Annotated in this window: 17 protein-coding genes; 7 read left to right on the top strand and 10 right to left on the bottom strand. The window is 70.3% G+C overall.

The window, feature by feature from the left end:
- Positions 1-16 precede the first annotated feature (16 nt).
- The 4 genes from AB0M63_RS03255 to AB0M63_RS03240 all read right to left on the bottom strand — a co-directional run bounded on the left by AB0M63_RS03255 (position 17) and on the right by AB0M63_RS03240 (position 4,438).
- Positions 17-919, bottom strand: a complete 903-nt coding sequence (locus AB0M63_RS03255; protein ID WP_366018188.1) for a hypothetical protein — start codon at positions 917-919, stop codon at positions 17-19.
- 80 nt (positions 920-999) lie between these two features.
- Positions 1,000-1,461 carry a hypothetical protein gene (locus tag AB0M63_RS03250; RefSeq protein ID WP_355903425.1) on the bottom strand — a complete coding sequence of 154 codons (462 nt, stop codon included), beginning with the start codon at positions 1,459-1,461 and terminating at the stop codon, positions 1,000-1,002.
- Entirely contained in the window at positions 1,448-2,431 is a 984-nt protein-coding gene (locus AB0M63_RS03245) for a serine/threonine-protein kinase (protein ID WP_355903422.1), read from the bottom strand. The genes AB0M63_RS03250 and AB0M63_RS03245 overlap by 14 nt, the downstream gene beginning before the upstream one ends.
- A 183-nt stretch (positions 2,432-2,614) precedes the next feature.
- Entirely contained in the window at positions 2,615-4,438 is a 1,824-nt protein-coding gene (locus AB0M63_RS03240; protein WP_366018187.1) for a phosphoenolpyruvate carboxykinase (GTP), read from the bottom strand.
- A 318-nt stretch (positions 4,439-4,756) separates the two neighbouring features.
- Between AB0M63_RS03240 and AB0M63_RS03235 the strand changes: the two genes are divergently transcribed.
- The 3 genes from AB0M63_RS03235 to AB0M63_RS03225 all read left to right on the top strand — a co-directional run bounded on the left by AB0M63_RS03235 (position 4,757) and on the right by AB0M63_RS03225 (position 7,785).
- On the top strand, positions 4,757-5,470 hold the full coding sequence (locus AB0M63_RS03235; protein WP_355903416.1) for a hemolysin III family protein: 714 nt from the start codon (positions 4,757-4,759) through the stop codon (positions 5,468-5,470).
- Positions 5,471-5,581: 111 nt separating this feature from the next.
- The gene (locus AB0M63_RS03230; RefSeq protein WP_366018186.1) at positions 5,582-7,153 is read left to right on the top strand and encodes an MFS transporter; all 1,572 of its coding nucleotides are present in this window, start codon (positions 5,582-5,584) and stop codon (positions 7,151-7,153) included.
- Positions 7,150-7,785, top strand: coding sequence for a TetR family transcriptional regulator (locus AB0M63_RS03225; RefSeq protein ID WP_355903410.1), 636 nt, complete (start codon positions 7,150-7,152; stop codon positions 7,783-7,785). Before AB0M63_RS03230 ends, AB0M63_RS03225 begins: the two co-directional genes overlap by 4 nt.
- A 68-nt stretch (positions 7,786-7,853) precedes the next feature.
- On the opposite strand, the gene AB0M63_RS03220 is transcribed toward AB0M63_RS03225, so the two are convergent.
- Positions 7,854-9,884 (bottom strand): thioredoxin domain-containing protein, encoded by a 2,031-nt coding sequence (locus AB0M63_RS03220; RefSeq protein WP_366018185.1) that lies wholly within the window; start codon positions 9,882-9,884, stop codon positions 7,854-7,856.
- A gap of 147 nt (positions 9,885-10,031) precedes the next feature.
- On the opposite strand from AB0M63_RS03220, the gene AB0M63_RS03215 reads away from it, so the two are divergent.
- The gene (locus AB0M63_RS03215; protein WP_366018184.1) at positions 10,032-13,235 is read left to right on the top strand and encodes a tetratricopeptide repeat protein; all 3,204 of its coding nucleotides are present in this window, start codon (positions 10,032-10,034) and stop codon (positions 13,233-13,235) included.
- Between the two features lie 35 nt (positions 13,236-13,270).
- Here AB0M63_RS03215 and AB0M63_RS03210 read toward each other — a convergent pair whose 3' ends face one another.
- Together AB0M63_RS03210 and mca are read right to left on the bottom strand one after the other, a co-directional pair.
- Positions 13,271-13,516, bottom strand: a complete 246-nt coding sequence (locus AB0M63_RS03210; protein ID WP_366018182.1) for a hypothetical protein — start codon at positions 13,514-13,516, stop codon at positions 13,271-13,273.
- Complete coding sequence (gene mca, locus AB0M63_RS03205) at positions 13,509-14,369, bottom strand: mycothiol conjugate amidase Mca (RefSeq protein WP_355903706.1); 861 nt, start codon at positions 14,367-14,369, stop codon at positions 13,509-13,511. The genes AB0M63_RS03210 and mca overlap by 8 nt, the downstream gene beginning before the upstream one ends.
- Before the next feature lie 147 nt (positions 14,370-14,516).
- Here mca and AB0M63_RS03200 point away from each other — a divergent pair, with 147 nt between their 5' ends.
- Entirely contained in the window at positions 14,517-14,915 is a 399-nt protein-coding gene (locus AB0M63_RS03200) for a DUF4307 domain-containing protein (RefSeq protein ID WP_355903398.1), read from the top strand.
- 169 nt (positions 14,916-15,084) lie between these two features.
- Entirely contained in the window at positions 15,085-15,585 is a 501-nt protein-coding gene (gene greA, locus AB0M63_RS03195; protein WP_356053515.1) for a transcription elongation factor GreA, read from the top strand.
- A 70-nt stretch (positions 15,586-15,655) separates the two neighbouring features.
- On the opposite strand, the gene AB0M63_RS03190 is transcribed toward greA, so the two are convergent.
- The 3 genes from AB0M63_RS03190 to ilvA form a co-directional block, all read right to left on the bottom strand.
- A complete protein-coding gene (locus tag AB0M63_RS03190) occupies positions 15,656-16,513 on the bottom strand; it encodes an ABC transporter permease (protein ID WP_366018181.1) in 858 nt (285 codons plus the stop codon).
- Entirely contained in the window at positions 16,510-17,526 is a 1,017-nt protein-coding gene (locus AB0M63_RS03185) for an ATP-binding cassette domain-containing protein (protein ID WP_355903389.1), read from the bottom strand. The genes AB0M63_RS03190 and AB0M63_RS03185 overlap by 4 nt, the downstream gene beginning before the upstream one ends.
- Positions 17,527-17,718: 192 nt before the next feature.
- Positions 17,719-18,948: a threonine ammonia-lyase gene (ilvA, locus tag AB0M63_RS03180; RefSeq protein WP_355903386.1), complete on the bottom strand. Its 1,230-nt coding sequence runs from the start codon at positions 18,946-18,948 to the stop codon at positions 17,719-17,721.
- Positions 18,949-19,110: 162 nt separating this feature from the next.
- Here ilvA and AB0M63_RS03175 point away from each other — a divergent pair, with 162 nt between their 5' ends.
- Positions 19,111-19,608: a MarR family transcriptional regulator gene (locus AB0M63_RS03175; RefSeq protein WP_355903383.1), complete on the top strand. Its 498-nt coding sequence runs from the start codon at positions 19,111-19,113 to the stop codon at positions 19,606-19,608.
- The last annotated feature ends 26 nt before the right edge of the window (positions 19,609-19,634 follow it).

Below are 19,634 nucleotides of genomic sequence, written 5' to 3'. Positions count from 1 at the left end.
CCTGGGCGGACGGGCCCTAGCTGTTGCGGGCGTGGTGCCGGGCGGCCGGCGGGAAGGCGTAGAGGACGTCGGAGTCGGGTTCGCGGGCGTCGGTGACCTCGACGTACGCGCCGGGCTCGGGCGGGGTGCGGTCCGGTTCGGTCCACACCGCCCGGTAAAGGACGTGGTCGAGTTCGACATAGCCCTGCGGGTGAAGTGCCGTACGTACGACGGCTGTTCGGGACGGGCCGGTGCGGGGGCCGACCCGGCGGCCGGGGGACGCGGTGGGTGCGGGGGCCGGCGGGACCGGCCGCAGTCGGGCGGTGGTCTCCTCGGAGCGGACCTCCGGCGCGCCCGCCATGGCGACGGCCGGGGCGCGGGAGCGGCGGACGGCGAGGAGGAGGCCGAGGACCAGCAGAAGCAGTACGGCGATCAGGGCGACGAACAGGATGAGCGGGTAGTTCGAGGACTTGTGCCCGCCGAGTTCGGCCACGCCGTGTTTCTCGATCAGTTGACGGCCGGTCAGCGCCGACCCCTGGAGAGCCTTGCACACGTCGTCGCCGCCGCAGCCGCCGAGGGCGTTCAGCGTCTTGGTGTCCAGCCGGTCGATCCGGGCGTCCGGGTCGACGAGCCGGGAGCCGGCCAGGATGAACAGCGCGGTGCCGCCCTGGCCGGTGTGGACGCCGGCCGGTACCTGTACCCGAAGGTTCTTGAGCTCCCGGCGGACGTCGGCCTGGCTGACCCGCTGACCGGTGTCGAAGTTCAGGGGTTTGTTCAGCGTGACGGTGACCACGGCCCCGGAGTCGAGCGTGTCCTTCCAACAGCCCAGCCGGGTCGGAAAGTCCTTGCCGCAGTCGGCGGCGTCCGCGGCCGCCGGCCCCGCCGGAATCACCGCGATCAACAAGCCGAACAGCAAGGCAGTGAACAACGTACGTCTCATGACGACCCCCCGTTGCCGCCCATAGTGGAGGCAACAGGGCCGTGGCCGAAAGGGGTTGACCGAGAATGCTCAATTGACTTCTACAGCTTGAAAACCTGATGGCAACGGGTGAACATCTGCCGCGCCCGTTCCACCCAATCACTGGCCAGAACATCAAAATCGGTCTGCGAGATCCGGCAGGTCAGCGGGAGGTCGCAGACCCCGGCGAGGCACGGCCCGGGTCCGCGCACGTCCCACACCGACAGCATGGGATTCAGCTGTTCGGTGTTCCACGCGTTCGACGCGGCGGCGGCGATCGCCAATTGATCCTTGCGCAGGGAATGACCGTCGGTGACAAAGGCGACAAGGAGTCTTTTCGTGGTCATGAAACGCACGGTGAGCGTGCGCCCCGACGCCTCTAGATCGAATTGCAGGGACACGGAATCGACATCGCTCTGCACGTGGTAATTCCGGCGGGCTCCCCAGTTGTGCACCAACTGCCGCCAGGACGAGCCGATGTCGTAGTCCCGGCCGGGCGGGATGGAGGCCTCAGGCGTCGCCACGGACCACCGCCCGGGTGACCATCTCGTCGGTGAGGCCCGCGTCCAGCAGGGCCTGCGCGTGCAGCAGCAGACAGGACGGCACCGGCAGACTCGCGCCGCCCTCGCGCCGGGCCGCGAGCTCACCCCGGCGGACCTCGATCGTGCGGGCCACGGCGGGCGGCGGCCAGACGGCGGTGCGTGGCGGCGCCAGCAACTCGGCCAGCAGTACGTCCAGTCGGGGCCGGTCGGCGGGCCGCTTGGCCAGACACCGCGCGATCAGCGGCCGTATCCCCGGCGGTACGCCGTCCAGGTCGGGCTCGCCGTGCACGACCCTGAGGCTCACCGCCTCCCCCGAGCCGTAGGGCGGGCGGCCGGTGAGCGCGTACACCAGGACGCCCCCGAGGGAGAACACGTCGCTGGGCGGGCCGACGGGCGCCGCGGTCATCTGCTCCGGCGACATGAAGGGCGGGGTGCCCACCACGATCCCGGCCTGGGTGAGGCTCGGGGCGCCCTCGACTCGGGAGATGCCGAAGTCGATGACGCGGGGGCCGTCGGAGGCCAGCAGCACGTTGGCCGGCTTGAGGTCGCGGTGGACCAGGTTGGCCGCGTGGATCGCCTGCAAGGCCTCGACGAGGAACGCGCCGAGCCTGCGGACCTGGGCCTCGGGCAGCGGTCCGTCGGCGCGGACGGCCTCGGCGAGGGAGGGCCCGGGCACGTACATCGTTGCCAGCCAAGGGAGTTCGGCCTCGGTGTCGGCGTCGACCACGGCCGCCGTGTAGGCGCCGCTGACCAGCCGGGCGGCGGCGACCTCGCGGGCGAAGCGCTCGCGGAACTCCCGCTCGGCGGCCAGTTCGGGCCGTACGACCTTCACCGCCACCTCGCGGCCGGCCGGTGAACGGCCGAGGTACACCCATCCCATACCGCCGGAGCCGAGCCGCCCGGCGATCCGGTACGGCCCCACGCTCAGCGGATCGCTGACCGGAGTGCGCACCCCGCTCACCTCACTTCGGGGTTCGTTGCAGGTTGTCAGTCCCTGTTGCAGGTTGTCCCGAGTGTCCCCCGAAATGCCGGTCCAGGCAGAGGTGATGCCGGAAATGGGGAACTGGCGAACAACGTGGCAGGGCCCCGCACGCCGTTGTGCGGGGCCCTGCCACGTTCTGCGAGCGAGTCTCGGCTAGCCCAGGCGCTCGACCAGCGCCCGGTACTCGTCCCACAGCTCCTTAGGGGTGTGGTCGCCGAAGGTGTTGAGGTGCTCGGGGACCAGGGCGGCCTCCTCGCGCCACACGTCCTTGTCGACGGTGAGCAGGAAGTCCAGGTCGGCCTCGGACAGGTCGAGGCCCTTGGTGTCGAGGGCGCCCTTGGCCGGCAGCACGCCGATCGGGGTCTCGACGCCCTCGGCGCGGCCGTCGAGCCGGTCCACGATCCACTTCAGGACGCGGCTGTTCTCGCCGAAGCCGGGCCACACGAACTTGCCCGCCTCGTTCTTGCGGAACCAGTTCACGTAGTAGATCTTCGGGAGCTTCGCCTGGTCCTTGCCCTTGGCGACATCGACCCAATGGCCCATGTAGTCACCCATGTTGTAGCCGCAGAACGGCAGCATGGCGAAGGGGTCGCGGCGCAGCTCGCCGACCTTGCCCTCGGCGGCGGCGGTCTTCTCGGAGGCCACGTTGGCGCCGAGGAAGACGCCGTGGTTCCAGTCGAAGGACTCCGTCACCAGCGGTACGGCGGAGGCGCGCCGGCCGCCGAAGAGGATCGCCGAGATCGGCACGCCCTTGGGGTCCTCCCACTCGGGCGCGATGATCGGGCACTGGGCGGCGGGGGTGGTGAAACGGGCGTTGGGGTGGGCGGCCGGGGTGCCGGACTCCGGCGTCCAGTCGTTGCCCTTCCAGTCCGTGAGGTGGGCCGGAGTCTCCTCCGTCATGCCCTCCCACCAGATGTCGTTGTCGTCGGTCAACGCCACGTTGGTGAAGACGGAGTTGCCCCACAGCGTCTTCATCGCGTTGGCGTTGGTGTGCTCGCCGGTGCCGGGCGCGACGCCGAAGAAACCGGCCTCGGGGTTGATCGCGTAGAGCCGGCCGTCCGCGCCGAACCGCATCCAGGCGATGTCGTCACCGATGGTCTCCACCGTCCAGCCGGAGATGGTGGGTTCCAGCATGGCGAGGTTCGTCTTGCCGCAGGCGCTCGGGAAGGCGGCGGCGACGTACTTCGACTCGCCCTGCGGGGGCGTCAGTTTGAGGATCAGCATGTGCTCGGCGAGCCAGCCCTCGTCCCGCGCCATCACGGAGGCGATGCGCAGGGCGTAGCACTTCTTGCCGAGCAGGGCGTTGCCGCCGTAGCCGGAGCCGTAGGACCAGATCTCGCGGCTCTCGGGGAAGTGCGAGATGTACTTGGTGGAGTTGCACGGCCAGGGCACGTCCGCCTCGCCCTCGGCGAGCGGGGCTCCGAGCGTGTGCACAGCACGCACGAAGAACCCGTCGGTGCCGAGTTCGTCCAGGACGGGCTGTCCCATGCGGGTCATGGTGCGCATGGAGACGGCGACATAGGCGGAGTCGGTGATCTCGACGCCGATCGCGGAGAGGTCCGAGCCGAGGGGGCCCATGCAGAACGGGACGACGTACATCGTCCGGCCCTTCATGGAGCCGCGGAAGATGCCCTTGTCCCCCGCGAAGATGTCCCGCATCTCGGCGGGGGCCTTCCAGTTGTTGGTCGGGCCCGCGTCCTGCTCGCGCTCGGAGCAGATGAACGTCCGGTCCTCGACCCGGGCGACATCGGTCGGGTCGGAGGCGGCGTAGTACGAGTTGGGGCGCTTGATCGGGTCGAGCTTCCTGAAGGTGCCCTTTCGGACGAGCTCCTCGCTCAGCCGCTCGTATTCGGCCTCGGATCCGTCACACCAGACCACGCTGTCCGGCTGGGTCAGTTCTGCGATCTCGTTCACCCACGAGACCAGTTCTTTGTGCTCGGTTGGGATGACGGGGGGAGCCGCGATGTCGCGCGCCACGATTGCTCCTATGGTGAGGGATTTTGTCCTTGTTGCCCCGTGGGGGCCGCGACCCGGATGCTTCACGATGGTCGATCTTGGCGCTCATCCGGTGCCGACCGCACTCATTTGATCATCCGACGCACCCGCCCATATGTCCAGAGGGCCTCACACCTGAGCGACGTGACCATCGCCACGTAACGAGATGTTTTCCGTGCGTCACCACCGCTTCACCCCGGGTACCCGAATGTCGGCTACGCATGAGACAGTGGCCACTTCTGATCCCCCATCTCGGCACACTGACACGTAACTTACGGTCCCGTAGGTACGATTGCGCGCATGACTGCGTCCGTCCCCGACGCGCACACGGACACGCCGGCTGACAGCCACGGTCCCTCCGCGCTCTCGATCCCCGAACACGTCAAGCCGAAGCTGCGCGGCTGGCTGCACCTCGGCATGTTCCCGGCCGTACTCATCGCGGGCCTGGTGCTCACCGCGCTCGCCGACTCGACCCGGGGCCGTATCGCCTGCGGGATCTTCGCCCTGACCGCCTGCCTGCTCTTCGGTGTCAGCGCGCTGTACCACCGGGGCAACTGGAGCCCGCGCATGGACGGCGTCCTGCGCAGACTCGATCACGCCAACATCTTCCTGATCATCGCGGGCACCTACACACCCCTGACGATGCTGCTGCTGCCGGGCGCCAAGGGCGAGTGGCTGCTGTGGGGCATCTGGGGCGCGGCGGCGGCCGGTATCACCTTCCGGGTGTTCTGGGTCGGCGCACCGCGCTGGCTGTACACCCCCTGCTACATCGCGATGGGCTGGGCGGCCGTCTTCTTCCTGCCCGACTTCATGCGCACCGGCGGCATCGCCGTCCTGGTCCTGGTCATCGTCGGCGGACTGCTCTACAGCGCGGGCGGCGTGATCTACGGCATCAAGCGCCCGAATCCGTCACCGCGCTGGTTCGGTTTCCACGAGGTCTTCCACTCCCTCACGGTGGCGGCCTTCCTCGTGCACTACGTCGGGATCTCGCTGGTGGCGTACCAGCACGGGTAACGCACCCTCCCGCTTCCTCCTGGCCACGGCTCGCGAGCCGTGGCCATTTTTCATGCCCTGAAAGTTGATCCCCATTGACATCAACCACCTTTTGAGAGCTACTCTCATTTCATGGCTACTGTCACTCAGCAGAACAACGATGTGCGACGCGACCCGCGCCGCTGGTGGGCTCTCGGCGCCCTGGTCGCGAGCATGCTCACGCTCGGCTTCGACACGACGATCCTCAATGTCGCCCTGCCGACGATGGCGGGCGACCTCGGCGCGAGCACCGGCCAGCAGCAGTGGATGGCGGACGCGTACGTGATCGTCTTCGCCGCGCTGATGCTCCCGGCGGGACTGCTCGGCGACCGCTTCGGACGGCGCAGGATGCTGATCGTGGGGCTCGGCATCTTCCTGGCCGGCTCCGTGGCCGGCGTCCTGGCGAACGACGTGAACTGGGTCATCGCGGCCCGCACGGTGATGGGCGTCGGCGCGGCCCTGATCACCCCGCTCGCCCTGTCCGTACTGCCCTCGCTGTTCGGCCCCGACGAGCGCACCAAGGCCGTCGGCATCATCTCCGCGGCCTCCTCGCTCGGGCTGCCGCTCGGCCCGATCATCGGCGGCTGGCTGCTCAACCACTTCTGGTGGGGCTCGGTCTTCCTGGTCAACATCCCGATGGCCGCGATCGGCATCGCCGCCTGCGTCTTCCTCCTCCCCGAGACCAGCGACCCCGCTTCCCCCAAGGTCGACACCCTCTCCACCGCGTTCACGGCGGCCGGCCTCGGCGCCCTCATCTACGCGATCATCGAGGCGCCCAGCCGCGGCTGGGGCCACCCGCTGATCGTGAGCATGCTCATCGGGTCCACGATCCTGATCGCCGCCCTGGTGCTGCGCGAGCGGCGCATGGCACGCCCGATGCTCGACATGTCCCTGCTCACCCACCGCGGCTTTCTCTTCAACACACTCGCCGCGACCCTGGTGATGTTCGTCCTGTCCGGCCTGCTGTTCGTGCTGCCGCAGTACCTCCAGGCGGTGCTCGGCAACGACGCGCTGGGCACCGGTGTCCGGCTGCTGCCCCTGATGGGCGGCCTGATCGTCGCGGCCCGCGCCGCCCAGCCGGTCGTGGCCCGTTTCGGATCCCGCGCGGTCGTCACCGCGGGCCTGGTGGTCCTGGCCTTCGCCGCGCTCCTCGGCAGCCGTACGACGGTCGACTCCGGCTACGGCTTCACCGCGCTGTGGCTGTCCGTCACCGGTTTCGGCTTCGGCTTCTCGGTCGTCCCCGCGATGGACGGCGCCCTCGGCGCGCTGCCCCGCGACCGGGCCGGCAGCGGCGCCGGCCTTCTCATGACCATGCGCCAGGTCGGCGCCGCGATCGGCATCGCGCTGCTCGGCAGCCTGCTCGCGAGCACCTTCCGCGACCGCCTCGACGTCACCGGGCTGCCCGCGAAGGCCGCCGACACCGCCGGGGAGTCCGTGGTCGCGGCCCACATCGTCGGTCAGAAGGCAGGCTCGGCCGACCTCATCTCCTCCGCGAACAGTGCGTACGTCCACGGCATGGGCCTGGTCCTGCTGGTGTGCGGCATCGCGGCCCTGGTCACCGCCCTGCTGGCCGCTGCGTTCCTGCCGAACACCCCGGTCGCGCCCGCCACGAAGGAGGACGAGAACCCGGCCATGGCCACCGTTGTGGCGGATGCCGGACAATGAGCAACATGACGGCCGCACCCTCCCCCTTCCGCAACCCCGCCGACCGCCCCCAACTGGGCCTGCGCGAGCGGAAGAAGATCAAGACCCGCGAGGCGATCCGCTCCGCGATGTACGCACTGGTCAAGGAACAGGGGTACGACGCGACGACGATCGAGCAGATCGCCGAGCGCGCCGAGGTGTCGCCGTCCACCGTCTTCCGTTACTTCCCCACCAAGGAGGACATCGTCCTCACGGACGAGTTCGACCCGCTCCTCATGGAGGAACTCCGCGCCCGCCCCACCGACGAGCCGTGGATGACCTCCCTCCGCTACGTCATGAAGAAGGCCATCAGCCTCGGCATCAAGGAGGACGAGGAGATCTCCCGCCTCCGCACCCATCTCATGGTCCAGGTCCCGGCGGTGCGTTCACGCATGATGGAGAGCATGTCGGTCACCGGCACCATGCTCTGCGAAGCCATCAGCGAACGCACCGGCCGGGCCCCGGACAGCCTGGAAGTACGGGTCTACGCCATGGCCCTCATCGGCGGCCTGATGGAGACCTCCCTGTACTGGGCGGAGAACGGCCACCGGGACGATTTCACGGACCTGGTGGACCGCACGATGGATGTGCTGGAGCACGGGTTGCCGGAGTAGGGCTCGACCTCGAAAGCGGAGGTGTCGCTGACGGTCGCGGCCGGCTGGAAGCTCTGCCCCGGCGGCTCTCACCCGCTCAGCGCGGCACGCAACTGCTCCGGATCGGTCGTCGGCGCGTCACAGGTGAAGTGACGGCAGACATACGCGGCCGGTCCGCCAGCCACCAGCGGCCGGTCGGCGAGCAGCGGAAACTCGTCACTCCCCGCGACCCCGAACGCGACCACCGCGCCGGGCGCGATGCCCAGAAGTGCCGTACGGTGCAAGGTCTTTGCGGCCTCGTCGTCGAGGGAGGGTCCTACGACGGCGACCTCGCGCGGCCCGTCGACATACGCCTCGGCGACCGCGAGCCCCCACCCGACGAACCTCGGCACGCGGGGCCCGAGCGCCTTCACGACCCCCAACGCCCGCTCGGCCGCGCTGCGATGCGGCTCGGCGCCGGTCTGCGCGGCATACCCGAGCAGCGCGCCCGCGGCGGCGGTCCAGCCCGACGGGGTGGCGTTGTCGGTCGGGTCCTGCGGCCGCCGGATGAGCCGCTCGGCGTCGGCGGCGGTGTCGTAGAGCGCCCCCGACTCGTCCACGAACCCGGCGAGCACATGGTCGAGCAGCAGCCCGGCGAACTCCAGCCAGACCCCCTCCCCCGTGACCGACGCCAGCGCGAGGAAGCCCTCCGCGACATCGGCGTAGTCCTCCAACACGCCCGCGTTCGCGCCGACTTGGCCGTCCTTGCTGGTGCGGGCCAGCCGGGCGTGGTCGTCGAGATGCAGTCGTACGAGGAGATCGGCGGCACAGACGGCGGCCTCGACCAGGTCGGGGCGGTCGAAGTAGGCGCCGGTCTCGGCCAGTGCGGCGATCGCGAGGCCGTTCCAGGCGGCGACCACCTTGTCGTCCCGGCCGGGAGCGGGCCGCCCGGCACGGGCGGCGAGGAGCCGCGCCCGGATCGACTCGATCTTCTCGGCGTCGAACACGCCCTCGGTCTGCGGGAGTTGGAGGACCGACTGCCCCTCCTCGAAGGTGCCTTCGTCCGTCACCCCGAAGTAGTGGGCGGCGAGTTCCGCGTCGTCCGCGCCGAGGACCTCGGTGAGCTGCTCGGGCGTCCAGACGTAGTAGGCACCCTCGACGTGCCGGCCGGTCCCGTCGTCGCTGTCGGCGTCGAGCGCGGAGGCGAACCCGCCCTCGGCGATGCGGAGTTCACGCACCATGAAGTCGGCGGTCTCGACGGCGACCCGGCGGGCCAGATCGGAGCCTGTGCTTCGCCACAGGTGCGCGTAGACCCGGCAGAGCAGGGCGTTGTCGTAGAGCATCTTCTCGAAGTGCGGGACCACCCACTCGCGGTCGACCGAGTAGCGCGCGAAGCCGCCCGCGAGCTGGTCGTAGATACCGCCGCGCGCCATCCGCTCACAGGTGTCCCGCGCCATCTCCAGGGCGCCCTCGGAACCGGTGCGGGCGTGGTGGCGCAGCAGGAACTCGATCACCATGGACGGCGGGAACTTGGGTGCCCCGCCGAATCCGCCGCGCTGCGGGTCGTACTCCCGGGTGAGCCCGAGGAGCGCCTGGGACAGCTCCTCCTTGCCGGGGGCCTCGGCGGCGCCGTAGTCGATCTCGCGCTGGGACAGGTCCCGCACGATCTTCCCGGCGACCTCGGCGACCTCTTCCCGCCGGTCGGTCCAGGCGCTGCGCACACCCTCCAGGACCTGCCGGAAGGAGGGCATGCCGTGGCGCGGCGCGGGCGGGAAGTAGGTGCCGAAGTAGAACGGTTCGGCGTCCGGGGTGAGAAACACGGTCATGGGCCAGCCGCCCTGCCCGGTGGCCGCCTGCACGGCCTCCATGTAGACGGCGTCGACGTCGGGGCGCTCCTCGCGGTCGACCTTGACGCTGACGAAGTGCTCGTTGAGGTAGTCGGCGGTGGGCTGGTCCTCGAAGGACTCGTGGGCCATGACGTGGCACCAGTGGCAGCTCGAATACCCGACGCTCAGCAGGACGGGTCGGTTCGACTTCCGGGCCTCCTCGAAGGCCTCGGCCGACCAGGGCCACCAGTCGACGGGGTTGTCGGCGTGCTGGAGCAGATACGGGGAGGTCTCATGGGCCAGTCGGTTCGGCATGCCCCCATCGTGCCTGACCGGAGTCGGCTGCCACGGGACCGGCCGCCGCTTCCGCGCCGCGAACGGGTGATCGTCGCCCTCTCGCGCTCACGCCCCGCCCGAAGGACACTCATAGGCCAAGGAGTTGACGCCGGAGGGGGACGCGACATGCGGGACAGCCATCGGACCGACGCCGAGCGGCTGTTGGCCCGGGCCGTGGAGGAGGAGGTGCGGCGCTCCGGCGGGCGCATCGAGGGGCAGGTGCTGCTGGCGCGGTCCCGGGCCGCGCTGGACGCCATGGCGGAGACGGCGGCCGAGGAGTACGCGGCGTATACGGCGGCTCTCGACGAGGCGAGCGCCGGACAGCTCACCTTCGGGCAGCGCTACGCACGGCAGGGCGGCGGAACTCCCTTGCTGGTGGCGGCCGTTGCCGCGGTCGCGGCGGTGGTGGCGGACCTGGCGCTGGGCACCGGCGCCGGCACGGCGTTCGGCGCCGGGGCGACGGTCGGCGTCGTGGGCGCGGCGGCGACCGTGGTGAAGGTGACCGCCTCGCACCTGCCCGCCGCGCACCACCGTGCCGGTGCCGTGAGCCAGCCCGGCGGCCCGGAGCAGTTGCGGTTGCAGTGGCTGACGGCGCTGGAGGTGCGGGGCATCCGCCCGTTCCTGGACCAGCAGCGGGTGCTCGCCGCCTCCACCGGCCCGACGCGGAAGCCGGGGCCGCGACTGCGCGGTGCGGACAAGAGCGCGGCGGCCCGCAGGCGGAGTGTGCTGGAGCAGTCCTTCGGTCAACTCCCGGAGCCGGTCGGCCCGTTCGCCGGGCGGCGGGCGGAGCTGGCCCGGATCCGGCAGTCGGTGCAGGCGGCCCGCGCGAGCACGGAGACCCGGCCGACCGTGGTCGTCCTGCACGGCGCGCCCGGCTCGGGCCGCACCACCCTCGCGGTGCGCGCCGCGCACGATCTGCGGGACCAGTTCCGCGGTGCCTGTGTGGTGGACCTGCGCGGCGACAGCCCGGGCGAGCCCCCGCTGCCCACCCGCGACGCCCTGCTGCACCTGCTGAACCGGCTCGGCGCGCCCCGCGAGCAACTGCTCTTCCGGGAACGCTCCTCCCCCGACCAACAGGTCAAGCGGCTGGGCGAGTTGTACCACCAGCACCTCACCGGCCTCCCGGTCACGATCGTGCTCGACGACGCCTCCGACGCCGAGCAGGTGGCGACCCTGGTCCCGGAGCGCTCGGACAGCCTGGTCGTCGTCACCGCCCGCAAGCCCCTCGACCTGCCCGCCGAACTCGCCGCCTGGGTGCACCAGTTGCCGGTGGAGTCGCTGGACGCGGCGGGCGCGGAGGAGCTGCTCGGCGCGGCGGCGCAGGACACTTCGGGACCCTACGACGCCGAATCCGCCGAGCAGATCAGGGAGTTGTGCGGCGGACTGCCGCTGGCCCTGCGGATCGCGGGGTCGTCCCTCGGCCCGCGCTCCCCGCGCCGACTGGCCACCGATCTGGGCGCGTACGGCCCGGTGGAGCCCGTCGAGCGGGTGCTGTGGCTGCGCTACACCGACCAGTCGGACCCGGCCCGCACCCTGCTGCGCCGACTGGCGCTGGCCGGGCGGGCGTCCCTGGGCGCGGCCGCGGCGGCCGCGCTGCTGGCCACGGACGAGACGGAGGCGACCCGTCACCTCCAGGCCCTGTCGCGGGCGGGCCTCATCGACCACGTCCGCGGCACCCGCTACCGGCTGCACGACCTTGTCCGCGCCTTCGCCCAGGCCCGCCTCCTCGACGAGGAGGAGCCCGCGGAGCGCACGGCGGCGCAGGAGCGGCTGATCGTGAACTACGGCGAACTCGCCGACTCCGTACTGCGGTTGGTCGACGGGAACATGTCCACACGCTCGGACCGGTTCGGCCCGCACGGCTTCACCTCGCTCGACGAGGCGCTGCGCTGGCTGGACGACGAGTCGAGCTTCATCACCTCGACCCTGCGGCACGCGGAGGGCGTCGACCAGGGCGCCGTACTGAACCTCCTCGGCGCGCTGTGCGACTACTGCCTGCTGCGCGGCGACCTCTACCGCCTCGGCGAGATCAGCGAGTTGGCGCAAGCTGTCGACCAGGGCCTCCTTGTCCGCTCGGTGCAGTGGCGCACCGGCATCGCGGCCCGGCAGCTCGGCGAACTCGACAAGGCGTGCACCACCCTCACCTCCGTCGTCGACCTCTACATGGAGGCCCACCACGACGCGGGCGCCGCACGCGCCCTGTGCTCCCTCGGCATCACCCTCCACCACCAGGGCAACCTCACCGAGGCGGCACTGCGCCTGCGCGAGGCCCTCGACCTCCAGGCCGCCCCGCAACTGGCCACCGACCGCGCCTGGACCATGCACGCCCTGGCCGCCGTCGAACGCGACCGCGCCCGCCTCCCCGAGGCCATGCGGCTGCTCACCGAGTCCCTGGTCCTGCACCACGCGGGCGAGTCCGTGCACGGCGAGGCCTGGGCCCACTTCCAGCTCGGCCAACTCGGCCTGCGCATGGGCGACATCCCCCGCGCCGAAGCCGAACTGACCAGCGCCCTCGGCCTCTACGGCCGCACCCGCGACGCCCGCGGCGAGGCCTGGGCCCTGACCCAACTGGCCCGGGCCCGGCTGGTCGCCGGCGACCCCTCCCCCGCGGTCGACGGCCTGCGCCAGGCGGCCGCCCGGCACCGCGAGAACGAGGACGCCCGCGGCGAGGCCTGGACGGTCTACTACCTGGGCCAGGCCCTGGAGGAGACCGGCAACCTCGACTTGGCCGTACGGGAACTGGAACGCTCGCGGACCATGTTCTCCCGCATGCGGGACGTCTACGGCCTCGCCTGCGCCCGGCACCACTCGGCCCGCGTCACCCGCGACCAACGCGCCGCCCAGACCGGCTCCCTGCGCAACTCCGGCTTCGCCCGCCAGCTCCTGGTCGACGCCCGCGCCGACTTCCAGCGCATCGGCGTCGCCCACGGCGAGGCGTGGACCTGCCTGGAACTCGCGGTGGTCGACGCGGGCAATCTCCGTACACAACAGGCACTGACCCTGTGCGACGAGGCGCTGAGCCTCTTCACCTCCTACGGCGACCACCGCGGCGAGGACTGGGCGCACTTCCTGCGCGCCACCCTCCTGCCGTACGCGGCCCCCGGCGGAGTCGAGGTCGGCACGGCGGTCGCCCAGGAGGAACTGGCCCAGCTCTCCCGGGCCGGCCACCCGTCCCGCGACGAGAAGCTCGACGACTATGTGCAGGCGTACCAGCTCCTGCTGGAGCGGGGAGTGAACCTGGAGGCGGGCTGGCAGGCATGGCGGCTGGGCATGGTGCCGAGCCGTCACGCCCGTGAGGTGATGGGGGTGGCGGTGCCGGGCACTGCCTGAGTCACCCCCGGGGACCGCTCACACGGCCCGCCCGATCAGCCCCGCTTGGCCTTGGGTTCGGCCGGGGCGGCCTCGGACTCCGTCTCCGGGTCCGGGGCCTCCTTGAAGTCGACCCGGTTCATCTGCTTGCTCATGGACTTCATCAGTCCCCACACGGCCAGGGCCATCACCGCGAACACGATGAAGCCGAGGACGCCGGGGGTGACCTTGTTCTCGTCGACCTCGGCGAGGGGGACCAGGTGCGTCATTGCCAGGGCTGCGCTTGCGCTCATGTCAGGCATTGTCGCGGATGCCCGCAAAGAGGTCGTCCTCGGGGAGGGAGCTGGCGACGAGAGACTTCGCGAGCTCGTACTCCTCGGTGGGCCAGACCTCCTTCTGGATCTCCATCGGGACCCGGAACCAGCCGCCGTCGGGGTCGATCTGCGTGGCGTGCGCGATCAGCGCCTTGTCACGGATCTCGAAGAACTCGGCGCACGGGATGTGCGTGGTGAGCGTGCGCTCCTTGTGACCCGACTTGTCCCAGCGCTCCAGCCACTCGGCGTAGGGCGACTCCAGGCCCCGCGCCAGCAGCGCGTGGTGCAGCGCCTCGGTGCGCTGCCGGTTGAAGCCCTGGTTGTAGTACAGCTTCTGCGGCTGGTACGCCGGGCCGTACTCCGACTCCGGATAGGTCTCGGTGTCGGCCGCGCCCTCGAAGGCCACCATCGAGATCTTGTGGGTCATGATGTGGTCGGGGTGCGGGTAGCCGCCGTTCTCGTCGTAGGTGGTGATCACCTGCGGACGGAAGGAGCGGATCTGCCGCACCAGCTCGCCGGCCGCCTTGTCGACGTCCTCCAGCGCGAAGCAGCCCTCGGGCAGCGGCGGCAGCGGGTCGCCCTCGGGCAGCCCCGAGTCGACGAAGCCGAGCCACTCCTGCTTGACGCCGAGGATCTCGCGGGCCTCGTCCATCTCCTTCTTACGTACCTCGTGGATGTGCTCCTCGATGTACTTGTCGCCCTGGAGCTTCGGATTGAGGATGGAGCCGCGCTCCCCGCCCGTGCAGGTCACGACCAGCACGTCCACCCCCTCGGACACGTACTTCGCCATGGTGGCCGCGCCCTTGCTCGACTCGTCGTCGGGGTGCGCGTGGACGGCCATCAGTCGCAGCTGGTCAGTCAAGACTCAATCCTCAGTAAGTCGGCGCCCCGGTGTCCTGGGGTGCAATCGGCGCTTCTATAGTGACCGAATCGAGGGGCGAATAATTCCGGGGGCTGGTTTCGGGATCCCCTCGCCGGGAGGACGATCATGAGTACGGCGAGTACGCGCCTGCCCGAGGGCCGTTACGGCCGCTCGTCGGACGAGCGTGCCGACCACAAGCTCAAGATCGCCGGCGCCGTCCTCGCCGCGGCCCTGCTCGCCCTGGTCGGCTACTTCGCCTACCACTACGTCGTCGAGGCCAAGATCAGCGCCGAGGTGATCACCTTCCAGGCCTCGGACAACGAGGTCAAGGTGCATCTGGAGGTCCACAAGGACTCCGGCACCAGCGGCTACTGCACGCTGCGCTCCCAGGCCGCGGACCAGTCCGAGGTCGGCCGGGCCGACTTCCACTTCGACGGCTCCGCCACCCGCATCGACCGGGTCGTCACCCTGCGCACCACGGCCAAGGGCACCACGGCCGAGCTGCTCGGCTGCCACTCCGACTGACGTCACCCCCGTTACGTAGGCGCTGACCTGCGTTGACGTATTTCTGACGGCTTATGTCCTCCCCCTCACGCCGTTGAATTGTTAGGCTCGTGGTTTCGCCCTTCCATGAAGGAACATTCTTCTGGGTAGGGCGATGCTTTGTATTCCCAGTACCTACGAGGAGCACCCTGTGACCCAGACCAGCGAAGACGTCACCTGGCTCACGCAGGAGGCGTACACCAAGCTCAAGGACGAGCTGGAGTACCTGTCTGGTCCCGCGCGCGCCGAGATCACCGTGAAGATCGCGGCCGCTCGCGAGGAGGGCGACCTGCGCGAGAACGGCGGGTACCACGCGGCCAAGGAGGAGCAGGGCAAGCAGGAGCTCCGCATCCGCCAGCTCACCCAGCTCCTGGAGAAGGCCAAGGTCGGCGAGGCGCCCACGTCGACGGACGGCGCGGTCGCGCCCGGCATGGTCGTGACGATCGCCTTCGACGGCGACGAGGACGACACGACGACCTTCCTGCTCGCCTCGCGCGAGTACGCGAGCGCCGACATCGAGACCTACTCGCCGCAGTCCCCGCTGGGCTCCGGCGTGCTCGGCCACAAGGTCGGCCAGGACGCGGAGTACGAGCTGCCCAACGGCAAGAAGGCCTCCGTACGGATCCTCAAGGCCGAGCCCTACAACGGCTGACCCACAGCAGCGGTCCTTCGCCTTCGACCAGCCCCCGGCAGCCGCACGGCGCCGGGGGCTCCGTCGTGCCTCAGGCCGTCGCCGAGCGGTACTTCCGCACCGCCAGCGTCCGGAATATCAGGATGATCAGCAGCGAGTAGATCAGTGACGCCCACACCGGATGCACCATGGGCCAGGCGTCCGAGGGCGACTGTCCCGGGTTGGCGAAGAGCACCCGGCAGGCCTGCACGGTCGCGCTGAACGGGTTCCACTCGGCGATGTGCCGCAGCCACGGGGTCATGTGGCTGGTGTCCACGAACGCGTTCGAGATGAACGTCACCGGGAAGAGCCAGATCAGCCCGCCGGAGGTGGCCGCCTCGGGCGTACGGACGCTGAGGCCGATCAGGGCGCCGATCCAGGTGAACGCGTATCCCAGCAGAAGCAGCAGCCCGAAGGCGCCGAGGACCTTGCCGGCGTTGGTCCCGCCGTCCGAGCCGACGCGCCAGCCGACCAGCAGGGCGACGACGGCGAGGACCAGCAGGGTCAACGCCGTCTGCACCAGGTCGGCGAGCGTACGGCCGGTCAGCACCGCGCCGCGCGCCATGGGCAGCGAGCGGAAACGGTCGATGAGCCCCTTGTGCATGTCGTCGGCGATGCCCGCGCCGGAGCTGGCGGTGGCGAACGTGACGGTCTGCGCGAAGATGCCGGCCATCAGGAAGTTCTTGTAGTCGGTGGCGCTGGTGCTGCCGCCGATCTGCATGGAACCGCCGAAGACGTAGGTGAACAGGACCACGAACATGATGGGCTGGATCAGCCCGAAGATCACCATTTCGGGGATCCTGGACATGCGGATCAGGTTCCGCTTGGCGACGACCAGCGAGTCGTGCACGGACTGGCTCAGGGCGCTGCTCGGCGCCGCGATCGGTACGGCTTCGGTGACGGCACTCACTTCGCGGCCTCCTTCTTGTGCTTGCGGTCCTTGGCGTCCGGGGTGGTGTCCGCGCCGTTCTCCTCGGCCTTCTCCTCGGCCAGGTGGCCCGTCAGGGAGAGGAAGACGTCGTCGAGGGTGGGGCGGCGCAGGCCGATGTCGTCTATCTCGATGCCGCGGGTGTCGAGTTCGCGGATGACCTCGGCGAGGAGCTTCGCGCCGCCGGTGACGGGCACGGTGAGCTTGCGGGTGTGCTCCTCGACGGTGGTGTCGCCCTTGCCGAAGCCGCGCAGCACCTCCGAGGCGATCGGGATGTGCTCGCGCTCGTGCACGACGACCTCGACGCGCTCGCCACCGGTGCGGGCCTTGAGCTGGTCGGAGGTGCCGCGGGCGATGACCCGGCCGTGGTCGACCACCGCGATGTCGTGCGCGAGGTGGTCGGCCTCCTCCAGATACTGGGTGGTCAGCAGCAGGGTCGTACCGCCGGAGACGAGCTGTTTGATGACCTCCCACAGCATCTGGCGGTTGCGCGGGTCCAGGCCGGTGGTCGGCTCGTCCATGAACATCACCGGCGGGGAGACGACGAGCGCCGCCGCCAGGTCGAGCCGGCGGCGCATGCCTCCGGAGTAGGTCTTGGCGGTGCGGTCGGCGGCGTCCGCGAGGTTGAACTGGTCGAGCAGTTGCTCGGCGCGGACCTTCGCGGCCTTCGCCTTCATCTGGTAGAGCTGGCCGACCATCTGCAGGTTCTCTCTGCCGGTCAGGTATTCGTCGACCGCGGCGAACTGGCCGGAGAGGCCGATGGACCGCCGTACCTCGTTGGGCTGCTTGAGCACGTCGAGACCGGCCACGACCAGCCTGCCGCTGTCGGGGCGCAGCAGGGTGGTCAGACAGCGGACGGCCGTCGTCTTGCCCGCGCCGTTGGGCCCGAGGAGGCCCAGCACGGTGCCCTCGGGGACATCGAGGTCGACGCCGTCCAGAGCTTTCACATCGCCGAAGGTTTTCACCAGGCCTTCGGCATAGATGGCGCCTGGCATATCAGTCTCCACGTCGTCGGGGATTCTTTGAAAAGCCTGGGTTTGAGTCTTTTGCTCTGCCCACGGCAACGGCATGCTGCTGCCTGCGGGCGATTCGAGACACACCATAACGCGATGTATCGCGAGTCTCAACGGATTTTCTCGAACGAGTGACGGGACGGATGGGGAACGGTCAGGGAACGGGCTCCGACCTCAGTCGATGACCGTGTAGCCCGCGTCGCGCAGAGCCTGGCCGACCTCGGCGCAGTGCACCGGACCCTTCGTCTCCAGATGCAGCTCGACCTCCGCCTCCGTGAGCCCGAGCCGAGGGTCGGTCCGGACGTGGCTCACATCGAGGACGTTAGCGTCGACCACTGACAACACCCCGAGAAGCGTCGCGAGGGCCCCCGGCCGGTCCGTCAGCCGCAGCCGTACGGCCAGGTAGCGGCCCTGCGCGGACATGCCGTGGCGCAGGATGCGCTGGAGCAGCAGCGGGTCGACGTTCCCGCCGGACAGCAGCGCCACGACCGGTCCCTCGAAGCCCCGCGGATCGCTCAGCAGCGCCGCGACCGGGCTGGCGCCGGCCGGCTCGACGACCAGCTTGGCCCGCTCCAGGCACAGCAGCAGCGCGGCGGACAGCTCGTCCTCGGTGACCGTGCGGACCTCGTCCACCAGATCGGCGACGATCCCGAACGGCACGTCACCGGGCCGCCCCACCTTGATGCCGTCGGCCATGGTCGCCGGGTGCTCGACCGACACCGGCCGGCCGGCCGCCAGCGAGGGCGGGAACGCGGCCGCGCCCGCCGCCTGCACGCCCACGATCCGCACATCGGGGCGCAGCGCCTTCACGGCGACCGCGATACCGGCCGCGAGCCCGCCGCCGCCGATCCCGACGACGATCGTGCGCACCTCGGGGCACTGGTCCAGGATCTCCAGGCCGACAGTGCCCTGGCCCGCGATGATGTCGGGGTGGTCGAAGGGGTGGATGAACACCGCGCCCGTCTCATGGGCGTACTCCTGCGCGGCGGCCAGCGTCTCGTCGACCACCTGGCCGTGCAGGCGCACCTCGGCGCCGTACTCCTTGGTGGCACTGATCTTCGGCAGGGGCGCGCCCACGGGCATGAACACCGTGGAGCGCACGCCCAGGAGCGCGGAGGCGAGCGCGACGCCCTGGGCGTGGTTTCCGGCGCTGGCGGCGACGACACCGGCGGCGCGCTCCTCGGGCAGCAGTCCGGCGATGCGGACGTAGGCGCCGCGCAGTTTGAAGGAGCCCGTCCGCTGGAGGTTCTCGCACTTGAAGTGCACCGGTGAGCCCACGAGCTGGGTCAGATGCCTGCTGCCCTCCATGCCGGTCACCCGCGCCACGCCCGTGAGCATCTTCTGGGCGCCGCGCACATCGTCGAGGGTGACGGGTCGCAAGGAGTCAGCCGTGCTGTAGCTCATGACTCAAGCATCGCAGTTCACAGCCGCGCGCCATGGCTGTGACCAAGCTCCGAGACTGGTTTGCGCAGCGCCGGTACGGGCCGCCTTCCATCCGCGTACCCTGTCCCCCAACCCAGCACCCCTTCATGAAGCGAGCCCCCGGCCATGCCCACAACACCTGAAATGTCGATGGACATGACGACCGTCGGTGAACCCGGTCTCCTCGACACGCTGCAGCACGAGGTGGCGGTCTTCGCCCGCCGTGCCGAACAGACCCGGCTCGGCGGAGTCGGACAGGTGCGCAACTCCATGGACCGCGCCGCGTATCTGCTGCTCAACCGCCTCGACAAGGAGGGCCCGATGGGCGTCAAGGCGCTCGCCGCGAGCATGGGCATCGACTCGTCGACGGTCACCCGGCAGGTGGCCCCGCTCGTCGACACCGGGCTCGTCAAGCGCACCTCGCACCCGGAGGACGGCCGCGCGGTGGTGCTGCAGCTGTCCCCGCGCGGGCAGGCTCGCCTGGAGGAAGTCCGTTCGTCCAGGCGTCAGTTGATGGACGAGCTGACACACGACTGGGCGCCTGAGGAGCGCGAGGCGTTCTGCACGCTCCTCACGCGCTTCAACAGCGCCCTCTCCGCGCGGATGGCGGTCCCGGGCGGGGAGAACCAGCCGGCTTCCTGAGCCGGCTTCCTACAAGGGTGCCCGCC

It is taken from the genome of Streptomyces sp. NPDC051576 (assembly GCF_040681835.1).
GTDB lineage: Bacteria > Actinomycetota > Actinomycetes > Streptomycetales > Streptomycetaceae > Streptomyces.
This window is presented reverse-complemented; position numbering and strand designations above follow the sequence as displayed.

Coding starts and splice junctions, on each gene's coding strand:
- ilvA (WP_355903386.1), bottom strand. CDS start 18,948: ATGAGCTACAGCACGGCTGACTCCTTGCGACCCGTCACCCTCGACGAT.
- AB0M63_RS03215 (WP_366018184.1), top strand. CDS start 10,032: ATGCGGGACAGCCATCGGACCGACGCCGAGCGGCTGTTGGCCCGGGCC.
- AB0M63_RS03230 (WP_366018186.1), top strand. CDS start 5,582: ATGGCTACTGTCACTCAGCAGAACAACGATGTGCGACGCGACCCGCGC.
- AB0M63_RS03200 (WP_355903398.1), top strand. CDS start 14,517: ATGAGTACGGCGAGTACGCGCCTGCCCGAGGGCCGTTACGGCCGCTCG.
- AB0M63_RS03235 (WP_355903416.1), top strand. CDS start 4,757: ATGACTGCGTCCGTCCCCGACGCGCACACGGACACGCCGGCTGACAGC.
- AB0M63_RS03210 (WP_366018182.1), bottom strand. CDS start 13,516: ATGCCTGACATGAGCGCAAGCGCAGCCCTGGCAATGACGCACCTGGTC.
- AB0M63_RS03225 (WP_355903410.1), top strand. CDS start 7,150: ATGAGCAACATGACGGCCGCACCCTCCCCCTTCCGCAACCCCGCCGAC.
- mca (WP_355903706.1), bottom strand. CDS start 14,369: ATGGCCGTCCACGCGCACCCCGACGACGAGTCGAGCAAGGGCGCGGCC.
- AB0M63_RS03220 (WP_366018185.1), bottom strand. CDS start 9,884: ATGCCGAACCGACTGGCCCATGAGACCTCCCCGTATCTGCTCCAGCAC.
- AB0M63_RS03185 (WP_355903389.1), bottom strand. CDS start 17,526: ATGCCAGGCGCCATCTATGCCGAAGGCCTGGTGAAAACCTTCGGCGAT.
- AB0M63_RS03255 (WP_366018188.1), bottom strand. CDS start 919: ATGAGACGTACGTTGTTCACTGCCTTGCTGTTCGGCTTGTTGATCGCG.
- AB0M63_RS03175 (WP_355903383.1), top strand. CDS start 19,111: ATGTCGATGGACATGACGACCGTCGGTGAACCCGGTCTCCTCGACACG.